The 17,551-nt window shown below is 42.3% G+C and carries 16 protein-coding genes; 4 read left to right on the top strand and 12 right to left on the bottom strand.

The features are described 5' to 3' along the window. Window positions 1–31 precede the first annotated feature (31 nt). Complete coding sequence (locus NP165_RS13410; RefSeq protein WP_257086232.1) at window positions 32–2,716, bottom strand: bifunctional acetate--CoA ligase family protein/GNAT family N-acetyltransferase; 2,685 nt, start codon at window positions 2,714–2,716, stop codon at window positions 32–34. A gap of 218 nt (window positions 2,717–2,934) precedes the next feature. Between NP165_RS13410 and NP165_RS13405 the strand changes: the two genes are divergently transcribed. Both NP165_RS13405 and NP165_RS13400 read left to right on the top strand, forming a co-directional pair. Further along, the gene (locus NP165_RS13405; protein WP_257086231.1) at window positions 2,935–3,498 is read left to right on the top strand and encodes an SPOR domain-containing protein; all 564 of its coding nucleotides are present in this window, start codon (window positions 2,935–2,937) and stop codon (window positions 3,496–3,498) included. Between the two features lie 159 nt (window positions 3,499–3,657). Then, window positions 3,658–4,650 (top strand): D-alanine--D-alanine ligase, encoded by a 993-nt coding sequence (locus tag NP165_RS13400; RefSeq protein ID WP_257086230.1) that lies wholly within the window; start codon window positions 3,658–3,660, stop codon window positions 4,648–4,650. On the opposite strand, the gene NP165_RS13395 is transcribed toward NP165_RS13400, so the two are convergent. Continuing rightward, complete coding sequence (locus NP165_RS13395; protein WP_257086229.1) at window positions 4,647–5,603, bottom strand: tyrosine-type recombinase/integrase; 957 nt, start codon at window positions 5,601–5,603, stop codon at window positions 4,647–4,649. The two genes, NP165_RS13400 and NP165_RS13395, sit on opposite strands and share 4 nt — an antisense overlap. 96 nt (window positions 5,604–5,699) lie before the next feature. Between NP165_RS13395 and NP165_RS13390 the strand changes: the two genes are divergently transcribed. Continuing rightward, window positions 5,700–6,074, top strand: coding sequence for a DUF3319 domain-containing protein (locus tag NP165_RS13390; protein ID WP_257086228.1), 375 nt, complete (start codon window positions 5,700–5,702; stop codon window positions 6,072–6,074). Between the two features lie 6 nt (window positions 6,075–6,080). Then, complete coding sequence (gene yciH / locus NP165_RS13385) at window positions 6,081–6,392, top strand: stress response translation initiation inhibitor YciH (protein ID WP_257086227.1); 312 nt, start codon at window positions 6,081–6,083, stop codon at window positions 6,390–6,392. 581 nt (window positions 6,393–6,973) lie between these two features. On the opposite strand, the gene NP165_RS13380 is transcribed toward yciH, so the two are convergent. The 10 genes from NP165_RS13380 to NP165_RS13335 all read right to left on the bottom strand — a co-directional run bounded on the left by NP165_RS13380 (window position 6,974) and on the right by NP165_RS13335 (window position 17,545). Next, on the bottom strand, window positions 6,974–7,714 hold the full coding sequence (locus NP165_RS13380) for a hypothetical protein (RefSeq protein ID WP_257086226.1): 741 nt from the start codon (window positions 7,712–7,714) through the stop codon (window positions 6,974–6,976). Window positions 7,715–7,882: 168 nt separating this feature from the next. Then, entirely contained in the window at window positions 7,883–8,737 is an 855-nt protein-coding gene (locus tag NP165_RS13375) for a hypothetical protein (protein WP_257086225.1), read from the bottom strand. Between the two features lie 757 nt (window positions 8,738–9,494). After that, a complete protein-coding gene (locus tag NP165_RS13370; protein ID WP_257086224.1) occupies window positions 9,495–9,641 on the bottom strand; it encodes a YoaH family protein in 147 nt (48 codons plus the stop codon). A 66-nt stretch (window positions 9,642–9,707) separates the two neighbouring features. Further along, window positions 9,708–10,847, bottom strand: a complete 1,140-nt coding sequence (traF, locus tag NP165_RS13365) for a conjugal transfer protein TraF (RefSeq protein WP_257086223.1) — start codon at window positions 10,845–10,847, stop codon at window positions 9,708–9,710. Between the two features lie 62 nt (window positions 10,848–10,909). Beyond that, complete coding sequence (locus NP165_RS13360; protein ID WP_257086222.1) at window positions 10,910–11,782, bottom strand: DUF2861 family protein; 873 nt, start codon at window positions 11,780–11,782, stop codon at window positions 10,910–10,912. After that, window positions 11,782–12,441: a response regulator transcription factor VxrB gene (gene vxrB, locus NP165_RS13355; protein ID WP_257086221.1), complete on the bottom strand. Its 660-nt coding sequence runs from the start codon at window positions 12,439–12,441 to the stop codon at window positions 11,782–11,784. Before vxrB ends, NP165_RS13360 begins: the two co-directional genes overlap by 1 nt. After that, a complete protein-coding gene (gene vxrA / locus NP165_RS13350) occupies window positions 12,416–13,828 on the bottom strand; it encodes a sensor histidine kinase VxrA (RefSeq protein WP_257086220.1) in 1,413 nt (470 codons plus the stop codon). The genes vxrB and vxrA overlap by 26 nt, the downstream gene beginning before the upstream one ends. 186 nt (window positions 13,829–14,014) lie before the next feature. Next, window positions 14,015–15,391 carry a Re/Si-specific NAD(P)(+) transhydrogenase subunit beta gene (pntB, locus tag NP165_RS13345; RefSeq protein ID WP_257086219.1) on the bottom strand — a complete coding sequence of 459 codons (1,377 nt, stop codon included), beginning with the start codon at window positions 15,389–15,391 and terminating at the stop codon, window positions 14,015–14,017. Window positions 15,392–15,403: 12 nt separating this feature from the next. Then, window positions 15,404–16,951 carry a Re/Si-specific NAD(P)(+) transhydrogenase subunit alpha gene (gene pntA, locus NP165_RS13340; protein ID WP_257086218.1) on the bottom strand — a complete coding sequence of 516 codons (1,548 nt, stop codon included), beginning with the start codon at window positions 16,949–16,951 and terminating at the stop codon, window positions 15,404–15,406. A gap of 312 nt (window positions 16,952–17,263) precedes the next feature. Further along, the gene (locus NP165_RS13335) at window positions 17,264–17,545 is read right to left on the bottom strand and encodes an HlyU family transcriptional regulator (protein ID WP_257086217.1); all 282 of its coding nucleotides are present in this window, start codon (window positions 17,543–17,545) and stop codon (window positions 17,264–17,266) included. Window positions 17,546–17,551 lie beyond the last annotated feature (6 nt).

Genomic DNA, 17,551 nt, shown 5'->3' with positions numbered 1-17,551 from the left:
GACGTTTTTCTCCACCCGAACATGAGTTTTGCTATTCGTTGAGCGGAAGGACCATATCCGCCACACCATCTTCGAATTGAACATCTAATTTAAAGCCCATCTTTTGAGCTAGCATGAGCATTCCACGGTTTGCTGGCATTGTCATTCCAGACATCTGTTTGGTTCCTTTCTGACGGCAGTAATCGATGACCTTACGCATCAGCAGTTTACCCAAACCTCCACCTTTCAGATCTGAGCGTATCAGTATTGCAAACTCAGCATCGGTATTTTCGGGATTGATCAGCGCACGAGATACACCAATGATTTCAGTACCTGAAGAACCACTCCTGACGGCCACAAACGCCATTTCTCTGTCATAGTCAATTTGAGTAAGATTCGCCAATGCCTCGTGATTAAATTCACCAACATCCGTAAAAAAGCGTTTGTAAAGGTCTTCTTTTGTCACGTTATGAATGAACTCAGCATGGAGCGGTTCATCCTCAGGAAGGATAGGGCGAAGCAATACCTCATCACCTGTTTTAAGGGTTACGATCTCTTCGTATTCAACCGGGTAAGGTCTGATAGCAAGTCGTTCCTGAGCGCCACCTTCATATCGTTTCAAAATTAAGTCGGCGTCTAATATGGTGAAAGTGCGACCATTTGCTAATAGTGGATGTATATCCAGTTCATGGACTTGTGGGCAATCTACAACCATTTGTGAGATACGCACGAGCAATTCGGATAATCCGTGTACATCCATCGGTTCCGGCAGTTTTTGTAAACGTATCTTTCCTTTTCTCAGCGCTCTGACAATTAAATAGCGGGCCAGAGCCATGTTTAAAGGGGGAAGAGCAGCGGCTGCATCCATTGATTCGTCCCACTCTGAACCACCTTGTCCTAGCAGTATTACTGGGCCAAATGTCTCATCAGTTTTGACTTTGATCCTAATTTCTTCACCACCTGCCAGCTTTGCCATGCCTTGAACTAACAAACCGTGAATGTTGGCCGACGGATAAGAAAGTTTTGCGCGATCGAGTATCGCTTCTGCAGCATTGGCGACTTCCGTGCGATTTCGTAGGTTGAGCATCACACCTTGGATATCAGATTTATGTGCGATATCTGGCGAACGCAGTTTAACAGCGACCGGGTAACCGATTTGTTCCGCAACATGCACAGCTTCACTGACGTCGTCTGCAATCCAAGTAGGGAGCACATTAAAATTAAAACACTTTAAGAAGGGGCCGATCTGGTGTGTATCCAAAGATGCTGTATATTTATCCAGTAATTTTTCTTCTATCCATTTTTTTGCTTCGTTAAGCTCAGCAATGTGCACAGGTTCTGCAGTTGTTGGTGTCTCCATTAACTGCTTTTGGTTTCTTCTGTACTCCACAAGGTGCATAAAGGCTATAACAGCGCTTTCGGGCGTTCGATAAGTTGGAATGCCTGCTTGCGTTAATATATCTCTCGCGGGTTTGGCCGTTTGTTCACCCGACCAGTTAGTTAGAATGTTAAAGCGCTTGTATCTTGGGTGTGACTTTATAGCATCAACGACAGCTTGAGCCGTTTGCTCAGAATGTGCCACAGCGGAAGGGCTGTGCATAATTAAGATGGCATCGGCGCAGTCTGCATCCATAATCGTAGTAAGCGCACTAATGTAGCGAGTGTGATCGGCATCGCCAACAATATCTATTGGATTGCTGTGGCTCCAGCTAGGTGGAAGAATATCACTGAGTGACTCAATGGTTTCGGGTGAGAGTCTCGCCAACTTTCCACCGCGCTCAAGTAATGCGTCAACCGCCATAATTGCGGGGCCACCACCGTTCGTAATAATCGCAAGCCGTTCACCGCGAAGTGGCACAGAGTGAGTGAGTGTTTCTACTGCGGCAAATAGTTCGTGTGAGTTCTTAACTCGGAGCATACCTGTTCTACGAATTGCCGAGTCGTAAATAATATCTAAGGTGTCGCTACCACCAGTATGCACTTTGGCGGCTGCGCGGCCGGCTGCGGTTCTTCCGCCTTTGAGCACCAGAATGCGCCTATTGCGAGACGCCGCTCGAGCTGCAGACATAAACCGTCTAGCATCGTTAATGGTATCGACATAAAGCAGGATCGCTTCAGTATGCGTGTCTGTACTTAAATAATCGAGTAAGTCAGCAAAGTCTATGTCTAGCGCATTTCCTAAAGACACAAACGCTGAAAAACCAATATTCTTGTCATTTGCCCAGTCTAATATCGTGGTACACATAGCAGCAGACTGAGAAATAAAGGCGATTTTACCTTTTTGTGCCGTTACTGGTGAGAAAGACGCGTTAAAGTTCTCCCAAGGTAACAGTAGCCCCAAGCTGTTTGGGCCTAGTATTCGCATACCCGCGGATTTGGCAATCTTTAGGCATTTATTTTGGATACTGTCGCCATTGTCTAATGAGAAATGCATATCAGCCGAGAGGACAATAACGGCTTTGACTTTCTTAGCCGCTAAGTCGTGAAATATCTGGACGTTTCTTTTTGCATTGGTGCAAACAATAGCAACATCAGGAACAATCGGAAGTTCAGCAATGGTTCGGTAAGCTAAAACGCCACACACCGCCGAATGGGTAGGTGTCACTGGCATAATTACGCCTTCGAATCCGCCGTGAAGCAAGTTTTTCATAATAATGTTGCCCGCGCTCATTGGCTTGGTTGAAGCCCCGACAATAGCGACGGATTGGGGTTTGAGCAGTGGCGTCAATTGACTCATAACGTAGCTCCAGACGAGAATATGAACCTATCGTACCCAAGCTTTTTATCCAAAACACAAAAGAATTGGAGTAGTTTTAATCTGATCACTGCTTGACTGATTAAGTTTGTGCCATGTGTCACAGTGTATAGTCAGATAATTACGAAGTTGGGTTGATTCTATGGCGGTCTAACGGCATGATTTAAGGTAATTTGTTGCTTAAAGTGTTTGAAAATTTCATGAAAAAAATCGCTATTGTTGGTTTATCTGTTGTTTTATCGGGTTGTATTTCTAGCGAGTACATCACTGACGTTAAATCAGAGAGTCACCGAGAAGATTATCGTACAGCGAAGGTTGAGAAACCGCTTCTATCACAACCAAAAGTCGCGGAACAAAATGTTCAACCTAACGTAGTAAATACGGCACCTATAGCCGAGAAGCAAGTTGTCAAAGTGACGCCAAAAACAAAACCGTCGGTGTCTATTACGCCTCCTAGCGTAAAACAAAATTCTATGAACGCTCGATTTGGTTACACTATTCAAGTTGTGGCGGTAGGCGACCAAGTGAAAGTGGACCAGTTCGCTAGAAAGCTGCCACAACATGAGCAACCTATTTGGGAAAATTATAAAGTGGTCAACGGCACAAAGTGGTACACCATCTTATTCGGTGATTACGCAACTCGCAGCGAAGCACAAGCCGCAATCGCTCAACTTCCGTCAGATTTCCGCACTCTGAAGCCATTCGTAAAAAGTATTGATTCAATCAAAAATTCAGAATACCCGAATCTAAACAAACTTAACTGATTCAAAGTAGGGGGCGGAACTGCCCCTTTTTTTTGTGTGTAATTATTGGTCAGTTACATGATAATAACTTCGATTTGACGTTAAAATCGTGTAACTTCCTGAGCTTTCTATTATCATGAGGCCATTAATACACCTGTTGTATCACGGAAAGATTTTTTAATGAAAAATACGACAATATTACTTCTATGCGGAGGCGGCTCTTCAGAGCACGAAGTTTCTCTAGTGTCCGCAAACTTTGTTCAAGAACAGTTAGCAAAAACACCAGATTTTAACGTTGTTCGCGTTGAAATGAACTCGGATGGTTGGTTCACTGATGAAGGTAAACTAGCATACCTTGATACAAACAAAGGCACGTTAAATACAGAAGAGCAGTCAACAAAAATTGATTTTGTCGTACCGTGTATACATGGCTATCCTGGTGAAACTGGAGATATCCAGTCTATGTTGGAGCTGTCAGGTATCCCTTATTTAGGCTGTGGTCCAGAAGCGAGCACCAATAGCTTTAACAAAATTACTTCAAAACTTTGGTATGACGCATTAGGTATCCCAAATACGCCATACATATTCTTGTCTGAAAATAATGCAAGTTCACTTGATAAAAGCCAGCAAGCGTTAAGCCAGTGGGGTTCAATTTTTGTCAAAGCAGCACGACAAGGCTCATCGGTAGGTTGCTATAAAGTGTGCAGTCTAAGCGATCTTAAACCAGCTTTAGATAATGCATTCCAATACTCGGATCAAGTGTTGGTAGAGCAAGCAGTGAAACCGCGCGAATTAGAAGTGGCTGCGTATCAATACCAAGGGAAACTTTATATTAGTAAGCCAGGTGAGATTAAAGCACCGGAAGATGCTTTCTATACGTATGAAGAAAAGTACAGTGCAGCAAGTCATTCTACAACAGAAGTAGAGGCAACGAATCTGACAGATGAGCAGCTTGATTTAATCCAAGCAAGCTCAGAAAAAGTGTTTACTCAGATGAAACTGCGTCACTTGTCTCGTATTGATTTCTTTCTAACACCTGACGGGAACATTTATTTAAACGAAGTTAACACCTTCCCGGGGATGACGCCTATTTCGATGTTCCCTAAGATGTTAGAGCATAACGGACATAGATTTTCAGACTTCTTGGCTGATTGTGTAAGAAGTTCACTCTAATCCCAAGGTTTAAAACGTTTAAATACCATTCTTTCAGCATCTGCTTGTACTTTATTGCCAATGTAGTAATACGGCATTGCCGCGCTAAGCCATCGACCATGATGCTGAATATCTTTAACTTTATTCCCTTGTCTTGCTAACTCTTTCGCAGCACCAACGCGCAAAGATTGGCCCGAGAACTTTAGATCCAATCTAAGTTTGTCGCTTGCGCTACGCAAAATACGATATATCGATGAGTCATCTAATGGTTCATCGTTTACGTTCCCATGTTTGTCGATAGCCGTAAAGATTATGGAACCATTTGATCCTCTAATTTTTAGCCATTTTGAAAGAAATTCGTTGGCATTAGTGGATAGTGGGTACAAATTCTGACCAACCGAAACCAATGTAGTATCATCTTTAATCATTAGTTGCGCCATTGAGAGTGCTTTTAATTCGCTTCGTTTCAATAGGCATTCAAACATTAAATAATACATCGCTAAGTTTCTAATATCCCGAGCATGTTCTGAATTACTAAGCAACTTAGTTATTTCATTCAAGTGCTTGCGCTCAAATGCAGTCGCTGCTTTAGCATCACCAGTCTTATTCAAACGAATCTTCGATATAGCAATCTTTACGCTAGAGTGCGCACTCGGGTCTGAAACACCTAGAATCCTATGAAATAAACCTATAGTGACAAGGTAACGTTTAATGGTGGCGTATTTGCGTTTAGCTGACTCTTTCTCAATAAACATACGTAGAGCAGTTGTAGCTGCAGGGATTGGAACGACGCCTTTGTGAGTACAAAACTCTACGAATAAGTTCCAATCTTTTGTCATTGCCAAAACGGAATTATGTGAATATTGCTGATCCGTTAATTCTATTACATGCTCTAAGGTTACATGTCGCGAGAATAGTCGTATTAGGCGTTTTATTTCATCAGCGTCTTCAATGGGGCGTATCTTCTTTCTCATTTTACAGCATGCTAACTATCAGTTTTTTATAAATATACTTGATAATGATGGATATACAATTATCATTAAAAAACTTATCTCTAGGAAATGATAACTATGGCCGCAGCTTCTTATCGAGGTTTTATCCTCAAAACTGTCGGGAATTCAAGCGAAGTCTGGCAAGTTCAAATTAAAAAACATCTGTTGTCAGGTAGCATGGCTGCAGTTAAGAAAAGCATCGATTGGTTTTGTGATACAGCTTCTATTATTGATCCTAAAGAATTTAGCTCGTTAGCGGCACAAAAGCAGGCTCAAGGGGCTAGACAAGAAGTTTTTAACGGCTACCTGTTGAAAAATGACACCGGGGAAGCTAACGGTTGGTACTGCTTGTTTAATGGCCAACTAATTAAAGGGGGAAAACTTGCCATTCAAAAGCACATCGAGGCATACTTACAGGCCAAGCAAAGAGCTGAAAAGCAACAGATGAAGTAAGTTACTATGAGCCTAGTATATTCGACCGAAGTTGGTCGCATTAAACCAGAAGAAGAGAAAGTCCAACGTCCCAAAGGCGATGGCATCGTACGCATTCAAAGACAAACTAAAGGCCGCAAAGGCAAAGGTGTGTGTGTGGTTTCTGGGTTAGACCTTGATGACGCGCCACTAAAACTATTAGCTGCAGAGCTTAAGAAAGTATGTGGCTGTGGTGGTTCTGTTAAAGATGACACAATCGAAATTCAGGGTGACGCACGCGATAAAATTAAAGCTCACTTAGAGAAGAAAGGTTTTACAGTCAAACTTGCAGGTGGCTAATAGTCGGTTGGATAATCAACGATTAACCAACTGATTATTAGGTATTTTATGGTAAATAGATTATGTTTAACCGAATCTAGAAATGCCATAAGTAGATACTGTATAGGAAATAGAAAAGGGAGTGTGGACACTCCCTTATTATTTCTTGATGACATTTAACATAATGCACGTAATGCGCACCCGGCGCATGAGAGCAAAGTTGTAATGTCACAAAGTTAAAATGTCTCCTTAGCATACAATCACTAGTCCTTATTTACTTCGGATTTTTGCTCAGGACATATTGTTTACAGTCATAGAAAGCTGGACTTCAAAACCTTCGATAAGCTCGAGCACGTTCAACAGACTCAAACCGTCGCCAACAAGCCTTAAAATTTGCCCAGCAGCAGCAAGAAGAGTTCGAGCAACAACAAAAACGCATCAGAAGCAATTCACAGTGCTGGAGTTGGAAAAGTTAAGTCAACAGAACTGAACTAAAAACGCGTATCCAGTCTAGCGAATGGATCACGCAGCCTTACAGTAATCAACGTTATCGCAGGATGAGGTATATAGCACCTCAAACAAAAGCCGTACTAAAGATTTGTTTATTCCGGAAATAATGGCGTACTTCCCCACATAACAACTGAGTCATTAGTTAATACAGCAAGCAAATACTTAATGCCAAATTGCTCTACCGTCACAATATGTGCTTTGTAGTCAGTTGCATTTAAAGAGTCAGCAATACAATTCGACGTTTCAACATTGTCAGCAGTGTAATAGTGCTTCACTTGTTTAAGAGTACCACTAACCAAACATGTACCGACAACAGTAAACGTTGAATCACTATTGATCGTCCAAACTGAAGCGTCATCAGGATTAGTATATATACCGACAATATCAGCTAAAGGTGCACTACCTTGAGTGCGTTCAAACGAAAAAATAAAATTGGTATTGTTGATGACGCCGCGCATTGTTGCGCCATCATCGGTCACATCTATCTTGGTCTCAAGATTTGCATCATGCGAATATGTGCCTGAAAACGACAGAGTTGCTCCTTTAGTCGTTATTGTATTACCACTGATTGAGTGGGTATCATTAATTAAGACAGAGCTACTACTACTTTCGAAACTACTGAAAAATACTGATTGAGTAGGTAAATCAGTATCTATTAGCAATATTGCTAAGTCGGTACTATTCAGGTAAATACCATCTAACCCGTGTCCTGAAGTACTGCTTGAACCACCTGTCCCACCATCTGTACTATTACTGGAACTACCACCACTGTCACCACCACCACACCCTGCTATGGTTGCTGCTATAACGAGAGAGAACAATGTGTATTTCATTCTAAATTCCTTTTTACAATATTACCCAAACGCTCTAACTACAAGTGACATTAATATCACTTGTAGTTAGAGCGTAGGTAACAGAGGAATATAAAACAAGTTAAGAATTTTAAAATTTACCTCCTGTCTTAATTATCCTTTTTACACACCAAAGTGTTATTGGTTTGTTTATTGAGGTTGCAACAGTGTACTTTCCAAAATAACAGCTGAATCATTCATAAATACTGCGAGTAAATATTTGAACCCAAATTGTTCCACTGTCACAACACGTGCTTTGTAATCTGTAGCGTTCAAAGGATCTGAGGCGCAGTTTGTGGTTTCGACATTATCAGCAATGTAATAGTACTTCACTCTTTCAAGTGTTCCTGTCACTGTACATGTACCACCCACAACAATAAACGTTGAATCACTATAGATAGTCCAGAGTGAACCATCATCGCCGTTGATATGTTCACCTACAATATCTCCTAACGGCGCGCTATCTTGTACACGATTAAATGAATAAATAAAACCTGTACCGTCGATTGTGCTAGTAATTGTCGCCCCTTCAATTGTTGCGTCAATTGTAGTTTCAAGACTGGCGTCATAAGAATAAGTACCAGAAGACGACATAGCAGCTCCGGTAGTCGTCATCGTATTACCACTGATAGCGTGTGAATCATTAATCAGAGCGGAGTTACTACCCGAGTAATCACCAAATAAAACTGATTGAGTAGGTAAATCAGAATCAATCAACAATATTGCTAGATCTGTATCATTTAAATAAAGGCCGTCAAGCACATGTTCTGATGTACCGTCGTCACCACCGTCAGGACTATCATCACCATCATCCGGGATATCATCGCCACTATCAGTATTATCGTCACCACCGTCGGGGCTATCATCACCACCACCAGTATCACTATCAGTACTACTTTCAGTTTTACTCTCAGTGCTCGTATTTGTACTGGAGTCATCACCACCACCGCCACACCCTGCCATGGTTGCTGCTATTAAGAACGCGAATAATAATGAATATTTCATTCTGAATTCCTTTTTATAGTATTACGTAAGGGCTCTAACGAGCACATGCCTTATTGACAAAAAAGAAATTAATTTCAATAACCACTAAAGCGTAGGTAACGGCAGAATATAAAACAAGTGAAGTGTAAAACCGCTTTACTGGACTATTCTTGCAGTTGGTTGCTGCAAAACAACAGCACCGTTACTTGATAAATATCAGTAGGTTTAAGCGAATACCGACCAATTGAACGAGTTTATAAAAAACAAAAAACTCAGGTTCATACAGCTCCTATCTATAAAAAGGCTCAAATTTGAGACGATTTTACGCGGTAATAGGATCACGATCTAACAAACCGGTTAACTGCTTGAGTATTCACTCCAGACAATCTTAATCGCGACTTTTTATGTGACACTGTAATGATACAGGTTATTATGCTTCGGTAAATGGCTTGGTTTATATTAAAGAAAGTTATTTGTAATTTAATTACACCGGTATGATTTCGACATTGAACTCAGAACAAATACCCACCATAAGTTATTGATACTAAGTAGAAATATAGAAATAAAATCGCATTTCACCAAAGAAATTTTAGTGTGGTGACATGGTTAAACTTAATTTACAAAAAAAATAAACCATGACATTTTAGAAAGGTAATCGAGAACTTTTGTTTTTGGGGAAGCAAATTTAGTTATAGTGTTTTAAATGGGCATAAAAAATCCCAAGATACTTATGACGTATGCTTGGGATTGAGTTGTTTCAGCTGTACTGGTTTTAGGATTAACGCTTTTTAGCCTCTTCGCGAATCTGCTCTGCGACTATTTTGATGGCTTGTGCTGTGCTGATTCCTTCCGCCATCAGCTCTTGAATTTTTTCTACAGCTTTTTGCTGCTCTTCATGACTGAGCTGTGGTAATTCATCAAACATAAAAAAGGCCCCTATTTCTTTAAGAGGCCGACTATATTACGGATGGGAGAACACTACAAATGGATTTTAGTAGCTCGTCAAGAAATTGATGTAGCCGCCCATGGAGTTTTCATTGGTGTAACTCGCACCAATATCTAGTTGAAACAAGTTAAGCGGAGAAAGACCGATACCTGCGGTTAATGTATCGTCTAAATTGTCGTACGCTAGATTACGCTTCCACCCTGCCCTTAATTTAAGCTGGCGAAGCAGATCAATTTCGCCACCAACGCGTAGCATTTGAGTGTTGTCGTCGAACCCTGTGTAGCGTTTTTCTTCATTCAGATCGTAGTCCACACTCAACGTGGCATAGTCAGCGACAAGTCCAAAGCCTACTGTATAGCTTGGGCGTAATTTATATGAGTACGTTTGATTTGGGTTTGATGGCATCGATTTCGTTTCAATATCTCTCGCCACTATATTACTCGCTGAGATCCCGGCTCTCAACGGACCGTAAAACCAAACAAACCCTGCATCTGCATTCAAAACTGTTTCACCCGTGGAGTTATCCCTGACGTCTTTTAGATCGTAATCCTTGAGCGTTGCTTCATATGCATAGGTATAAATACGTTGCAATTTTGGAGAAACGCCAACGGCGATATGCTGCCCCATGAACGTTTGATACTTTGCTAGCGCTAACCCTACTTCGGTCACTGCGACAGAAACCGCCTGAATTCTACTATCATTGGCGTCATCAACGATATTTCCTGTATCGGCAATAGATGGACTCACGTAAGATTCTGTATAGGCTTTACCAAAGGCATTAGCGGCTACAAAACGGTTAGGTAGCGCAAATGCAACAACACCTCCGAGTTCAACTTTGAGCTGATCGCCATGAAGATCGTCGAGTGCTTGTTCTAATTCACCAGCCTTGCTAGGGTCGCTTTGCACCTCGTCAATAAGATCTGCTGCCTTATCAATATCGTCGATGAAAGAGTCTTGGTCGTTATAAGTCAAACCAATACTAGGTAAAATCATGCCGAGATCATCGTTGCGGCGATAGATGGCTGTTAGGGCTGGGTTATAAAATGGGGCTGTAAGAAAGTTTGCTGATACAACGCCTACTCCACCCATCGCGTCACCTCTTGCTTCGATTGCATAATTGGCAGCAGTCGCGCTCGAAGCAAAGAGCGCAACGGAAAGTGGGAGGACTCTAATTAATTTTGTCATACCGAAATAAATTTGTTAGATCACTGTTAGTATTATGTCGGCATATTGTCCAATAAATTTAATTATTCCTCTAGCGAAACATCATATGTTTTACTAATAGTTTGGGATTGTTCAACAACTATCGGTCCTTGCCAGCGTGTTTGATTAACGGCGACAGCTAAAACATACCTTCCTGCGGGAACAACGCCTGAATCAATTGAGCTAGGATAGTCAGACTCATAGACTTTTCCCCAAACTCGATTATATTTACCTTCAACATAGTCATATAAGGAAACGTCAAGTTTAGGCAACGGGCAATGTGGATTTAGTAGCGCGTTTTTTTCAACTTTCCATTGTTCTTTCGACTGCCAACGAACGGCCACTTTCGCTTTAAATTCTCCTAGGACTAACCAAGAACTCCAGATCGAATTATCAATGCCAGTCACATCAATTCGGTAAAGGCCCATCGTCATTCTGCTGTTTAGATTATATCTCTTAACATATTTCGTGACGGTGTCTGAGAGTTGAACTGATGAGAGTACGTTATCGGTCGTTAAGGAGCGTGACACCCATTTGGTGAGTGAAACATCTGAAACAGCAACGCTTGACTCTACTTCAACACTGGCTCTATAGGAATCGCGACCGGGACTTTGTATATCTGTCTGTTTGACAACAACACTTTTAAGCCAATCTGGTAGCGGTTTTGTATCTAACGATTTACCGCAGTCTACCTCAAGGGACTGAAGGAGAAGCTCATTCAAATGAGGGTTGATGGTTTGATTTTTTCCCAATTGCCACACTTCAACTAGCGAAGAGAACATCCCGGGAAGATCGCTGTTGAGCAAATGTTTGTGCGCCTGAGTCAAAGGCGTATTGCTTTGAAACCAAGGAACATCTTTAGTAAATGCAGGTGCACTAAAGATTAGTGCACCTAATATAGCAGTACGTTTAAACATTACGCTTTCATTTTATAGCCAACACCACGTAGAGTTTCTATCTCTAGGCCTGGCAGTTTTTGGCGAAGCTGTAATACGTGAGTATCGACGGTACGTGTCGTCGGGAAATGGTTGTATCCCCACACATGATCCAGTAACTCATCACGTGTGAACACCCGTCCTAAATTGCTCGCTAAGAACAGTAGTAGATCAAATTCAGTTCGTGTTAGCGTAATCGATTCCTGTTTGTAAAGCACTTCGCGTGTTGACTTGTCTATAACTAAATGCTCTGTGGTCACTTTCGACTCATCTTGACTTTCGCTTTCAGGCGTTCGTAGCTGGGCACGAATTCGGGCGAATAATTCTGCCTCTGCGAACGGTTTTGTCAGATAGTCATTGGCGCCTGCATCGAGTCCCGCGACTTTATCTTTTACTGTAACTAGCGCTGTTAACAGGATTACAGGTACGTCTTTGAGTTTTTTCCACTCAGCTAGGTGCTCTACTGAGTCTCCATCTGGTAATTGACGATCAAGAATCACTAGATCGGCTTGTTCCCAATACTGCCCAACATCAGCTATTGTTTCTGAGTGGAAACACTCGTATCCCGCTTGTTCTAGGCTAACTAAAAGCCCATCTGCTAGGTTTTTATCATCTTCAACGAGAAGCAGTGTCTGTTTCACAAGGTATCTCCAATATAAACGTTGTTGGTGGCCCGATTAATGACATTTTACCGCCCATTCGACTGACCATAGATTCAACAATTGTTAAACCTAATCCAAGGCCACTTTTGCTTACAAAAGGCTTACGTAAATGACGCCAGTCCTTTTTGCTCAGCTTTCCTTGGTCTATAACTTTAACAGTGAGCATCTGGTTGGAAGTTTTTACCTCCAACACCACGGGGCCTACCCCGTATTTCACTGCATTTCTTAATAAATTATCAATACACGTTCCAAGCCAGTATACATTAAGCTTGGCCGCAACATCTTCGTTAATTACGAACTCTATATCCGCATTAAACTCTTCTTCAATCTTAAACTCTAACCATTCCTGAACGGACGGTACCCATTCTGAAGCCAAAGGTTTACTGTCAGATTGTAAGTAATCTTTACTTGCCTCCGCGAGCTGACGAAGGCGTCGTGAGTCTTCACATAAACGTCTGAACTCATCATATACTGATTCGGGTAGTTTCTCGAACTCTCGCCTGAAACCTTCAACAGTAAGAGAGAGACTGGCGATAGGCGTTCGAAGCTCATGTGTAAGAATCTGCAAAATGAGCATCCGACTTTTCATATCTTTGCGCTTGGTATTCCAGCGGTACACCGACCAACCAAGGACAAGCAAAATGTTGGCGATAACCAAAGCCACCATACTCAGTCTGAGAATGTCTGATCTGTCTTTAACATCCCAGCACAAGTTGCCACGTTGAACAAAACAACTGTCAGAGCTGTTTCTTACAGTAAATTGAAGACCTGCGTCATCAATACTCTGCATCCAAATGTTTGAAGGATACACTAGGTAGTTGTCATTTTTTCTCAACCACAATTCGTCTTGCTCTAAAAACATACTGGATCCAGCAATGAGTGACAGTATGGTTTCTTCATTCATACGCTGAAGTCTGCCCAACAGAGTGTCATCAGGCTCGAGCGCTCTTTCTTTTATATGCATATATTGTTCAAGCGACGCCTGTTTTTCAGGAAATACTTGAGCATAGCGACTTGCATAAGTCCCACCACCTGGGTGAATTAATGAGCTTCGGGCAAACCACTTACTGCTTAACGTATTCCCTTTACACATCGCACGCGTAAACACTAGGGGCTCCGTAACCAAAGGGCTTAGAGGTAGTTTTCCTGTGCAGGTTTGAGATAGCTGATAAAGCCTCTGGATATCTCGTAGAGGGTAAGCCGAAGTCTGAGGAAGCATTGATTCAGGCGTAAGTAGACGCGTCGGATAGTCTGACTGAAGGTTGCGAATGTCGTATACAACGATCGAATCACTCTTCTCAAACGAGTCGATGAAAGTGTCTATACGCTCCGGTAGAGAATCTGCGAATGCACTTGCAGATCCCATCGCCAAGCATAATAAAATTGAATTTAAAGCTGCCTTGAACAATGCAAATTTTCGCTAAATCAGTAAGTTATGGTTAAGGCAAAGGATTATGCCAAAATTGTAAAATAGAAATGTGATATCTGTGTCAATTATGAATGCTTAAAAAAGAAGCCAGCGTGATGCTGGCTTCTAGCTAAGAGACTAAGTTTACAGTGCTTTGAAGATTGCCTCTACACTTTCTTTAGCATCACCAAACAGCATTTGTGTGTTGTCTTTAAAGAAGAGAGGGTTTTGGACACCAGCATAGCCCGTATTCATAGAACGTTTGAAAACAATAACGTTCTTCGAGTTCCATACTTCAAGAACCGGCATACCTGCGATAGGACTGTTCGGGTCTTCTTGAGCGGCAGGGTTTACTGTATCGTTCGCGCCAATAACCAGTACGGTATCTGTCTCATTAAAATCATCATTGATTTCATCCATTTCAAGAACAATATCGTATGGTACTTTTGCTTCAGCCAGTAACACGTTCATGTGTCCAGGAAGACGGCCCGCCACAGGGTGAATACCAAAACGCACGTTCACACCTTTTGCACGAAGGGTTTCAGTAATCTCGTAGACTGGGTATTGAGCTTGCGCTACCGCCATACCATATCCTGGAGTGATAATCACTGATCTAGAGTTCTTAAGTAGCTCTGCAACCTCTTCTGCTGATGTTTCGCGGTGTTCACCGTGATCTACATTACTTGAAATGCTGATTTCCTGACCAAAGCCACCAGCAATCACGCTGATAAACGAACGGTTCATCGCTTTACACATGATGTAAGAGAGTATCGCACCAGAAGAACCCACAAGTGCACCAGTAACGATGAGTAGATCATTTGCTAACATGAAGCCCGCTGCTGCTGCTGCCCAACCCGAGTATGAGTTCAGCATTGAAACAACAACTGGCATATCAGCGCCACCAATTGAAGCAACAAGGTGGTAACCAAAAGCGAAGGCGATCAGTGTCATCACAATAAGAGCGAACATGCTGCCATCTGCGTTAACGAAGTAAAGCATGAGCAGTGTTGATACAACAACCGCCGCTAAGTTCATCTTGTGTTTGTGTGGCAAGTTAAGTGGTGATGAAGAGATAACACCACGAAGCTTACCAAACGCTACGATAGAACCAGTAAAGGTAACCGCACCGATGAATACGCCCAAGAAGACCTCAACTAAATGAATTACATGCTCAGCATGAGTTGCGGCCACTGGTGCATCAAGATAGCTGTTGAAACCCACCAAAACAGCCGCTAAACCAACAAAGCTGTGAAGAATTGCCACAAGCTCAGGCATTTCTGTCATTTCAACTTTTTTAGCGTAGTAAATACCGATCGCACCACCGATCGCCATTGCAATAATGATCCAAGCAAAGCCTTGTGACTCCGGGCCAAAGATCGTTGCGATCAAAGCGATCGTCATACCAGCGATACCATAGTAGTTACCTGCTCTTGCAGATTCCTGCTTAGATAAGCCAGCGAGACTCAAAATAAAGAATAATGCAGCAACAATGTAAGCTGCTTGTACTAATCCTGCAGACATTCCTGTCACTCCTTAATCTTTACGGAACATTTCAAGCATGCGCTTGGTAACGGTGAAACCACCGAAAATATTAATACTGGCAATTAAGACAGCGACGAATGCGAGGAATGACACCACACCATTTCCTTGTCCAATTTGTAGGAGCGCTCCGACAACAATAATGCCTGAGATTGCATTCGTTACGGACATAAGCGGAGTGTGCAACGCATGGGTTACGTTCCACACAACGTAGTAACCGACAACACACGCCAAAACAAACACGGTAAAGTGAGATAGGAAAGCCGCAGGAGCAACAGACGCGATCCAACCAAATACCGCAACACCAGCAACTAACGCGCCGAACTTTTTCGCCGGAGACGTTGGCTCTTTTACTTTTGGCTCAATTTTAGGTTGCACAGGCGCTTGCTGAGCAGGCTGAGCTGAAACCTTGATAGGTGGTGCAGGCCATGTAACCTCACCTTCTTTAACCACTGTCACGCCGCGAATAACAACATCTTCAAAGTCGATATCAATGTTGCCGTCTTTCTCTTTGCAAAGCAGTTTAATCAAGTTCACCAAGTTCGTAGAATACAGCTGTGAAGATTGGGTCGGAAGACGCGCAACCATGTCGGTGTATCCAACGATTTTAACGCCATTTTCTGTAGTGATAACCTTATCCGCGACTGTGTATTCGCAGTTGCCGCCGTTAGCTGCAGCTAAATCGACGATGACACTACCCGCTTTCATGCTGTCTACCATTTCTTTGGTAATCAGCTTTGGTGCTGGACGGCCCGGAATAAGAGCGGTTGTAATGATAATATCAACATCTTTCGCTTGCTCAGCATATAGCTCAGCCGCTTTCTTGTTGAATTCATCCGACATCTCTTTTGCGTAACCATCACCAGAGCCAGAGTCTTCCTTAAAATCGACCTCAAGGAATTCTGCACCCATTGACTGGACTTGCTCTTTTACTTCGGGACGAACGTCAAATGCGCGAACAATCGCACCTAAACTACCTGCGGCACCAATTGCGGCAAGACCCGCAACACCAGCACCAGCAACCAGAACTTTCGCTGGTGGCACTTTACCTGCAGCGGTAATTTGACCAGTAAAGAAGCGACCAAACTCGTGAGCAGCTTCAACGACTGCACGATAACCAGCAATGTTAGCCATTGAAGAAAGTGCATCTAGCGATTGCGCTCGTGAAATACGTGGAACTGAGTCCATCGCCATGACGTTGATGTTCTTACTGGATAGCTTTTCCATTAATTCTGGGTTTTGAGCTGGCCAGATAAAACTAACTAACGTCGCGCCTTCTTTGAGTAGACTTATCTCATCCGCGTCTTTGTCAGTTAAAGGAGCGTTTACTTTTAAGATTAGGTCTGATTGCCAAACCTCTTCTAAGGAAACAATCTTTGCTCCAGCAGCTTCAAACGCCGAATTGTCAAAGCTTGCTAGTTCCCCCGCACCGGATTCAATCTTTACTTCAAATCCTAATTTAATTAACTGCTCGACCGATTTCGGCGATGCAGCCACTCGCGCTTCACCTGCGAGTCTTTCTTTTGGCACACCAATTTGCATTAGCTATTCCTTGACTATTGGCAACTATGATTATTTTTATCCAACGTAATGAACCAGTTAGAATATTCTTTATACACGCCGAATATTTCGTAACAAATACACAAAAAACGATTACATATAACCGTTGGTAATTATCTATTCTGCTTATAGAACTGAACTTCACAACACATTAATAAGTGCGCGGAGGTCGAACCAGTAAGCGAAACAGTCATTAAAACAATAGATTAGTTCGCCCCATATAACAAAAGAGCCATCAGCATAACGGCTAATGGCTCTTAAATTTATGATGCCTGTCAACTTACAAGGTAAGTTTTACTGAAAAATGTTGTCGCCCATTTGATCGATAAACATCTGCGCTTTCTTAAGCATAAACTCATTTGCATCAGTTTTGCTTGCTAAGACATCGGAACGAATGAATCGGTGTGTTTTGACTTCTCCGTCCATTTCCTTTGTGATGCGCCCAGCAATTCTATATTGACCGCCTTCAGAAAGTGCTTCTTGATAAATAAGAAAGCCTTTGTATTCCACTGGCTCGACATCTTCTTCTTTTTTATCCGTTTCTTTTCTACCAAACAAACGCGAAAAAAGTCCCACAAATCT

It is taken from the genome of Vibrio japonicus (genome assembly GCF_024582835.1).
Classification (GTDB): domain Bacteria; phylum Pseudomonadota; class Gammaproteobacteria; order Enterobacterales; family Vibrionaceae; genus Vibrio; species Vibrio japonicus.
The sequence above is the reverse complement of the archived record's forward strand: the minus strand, read 5'-3'. Positions and strand labels throughout refer to the sequence as shown.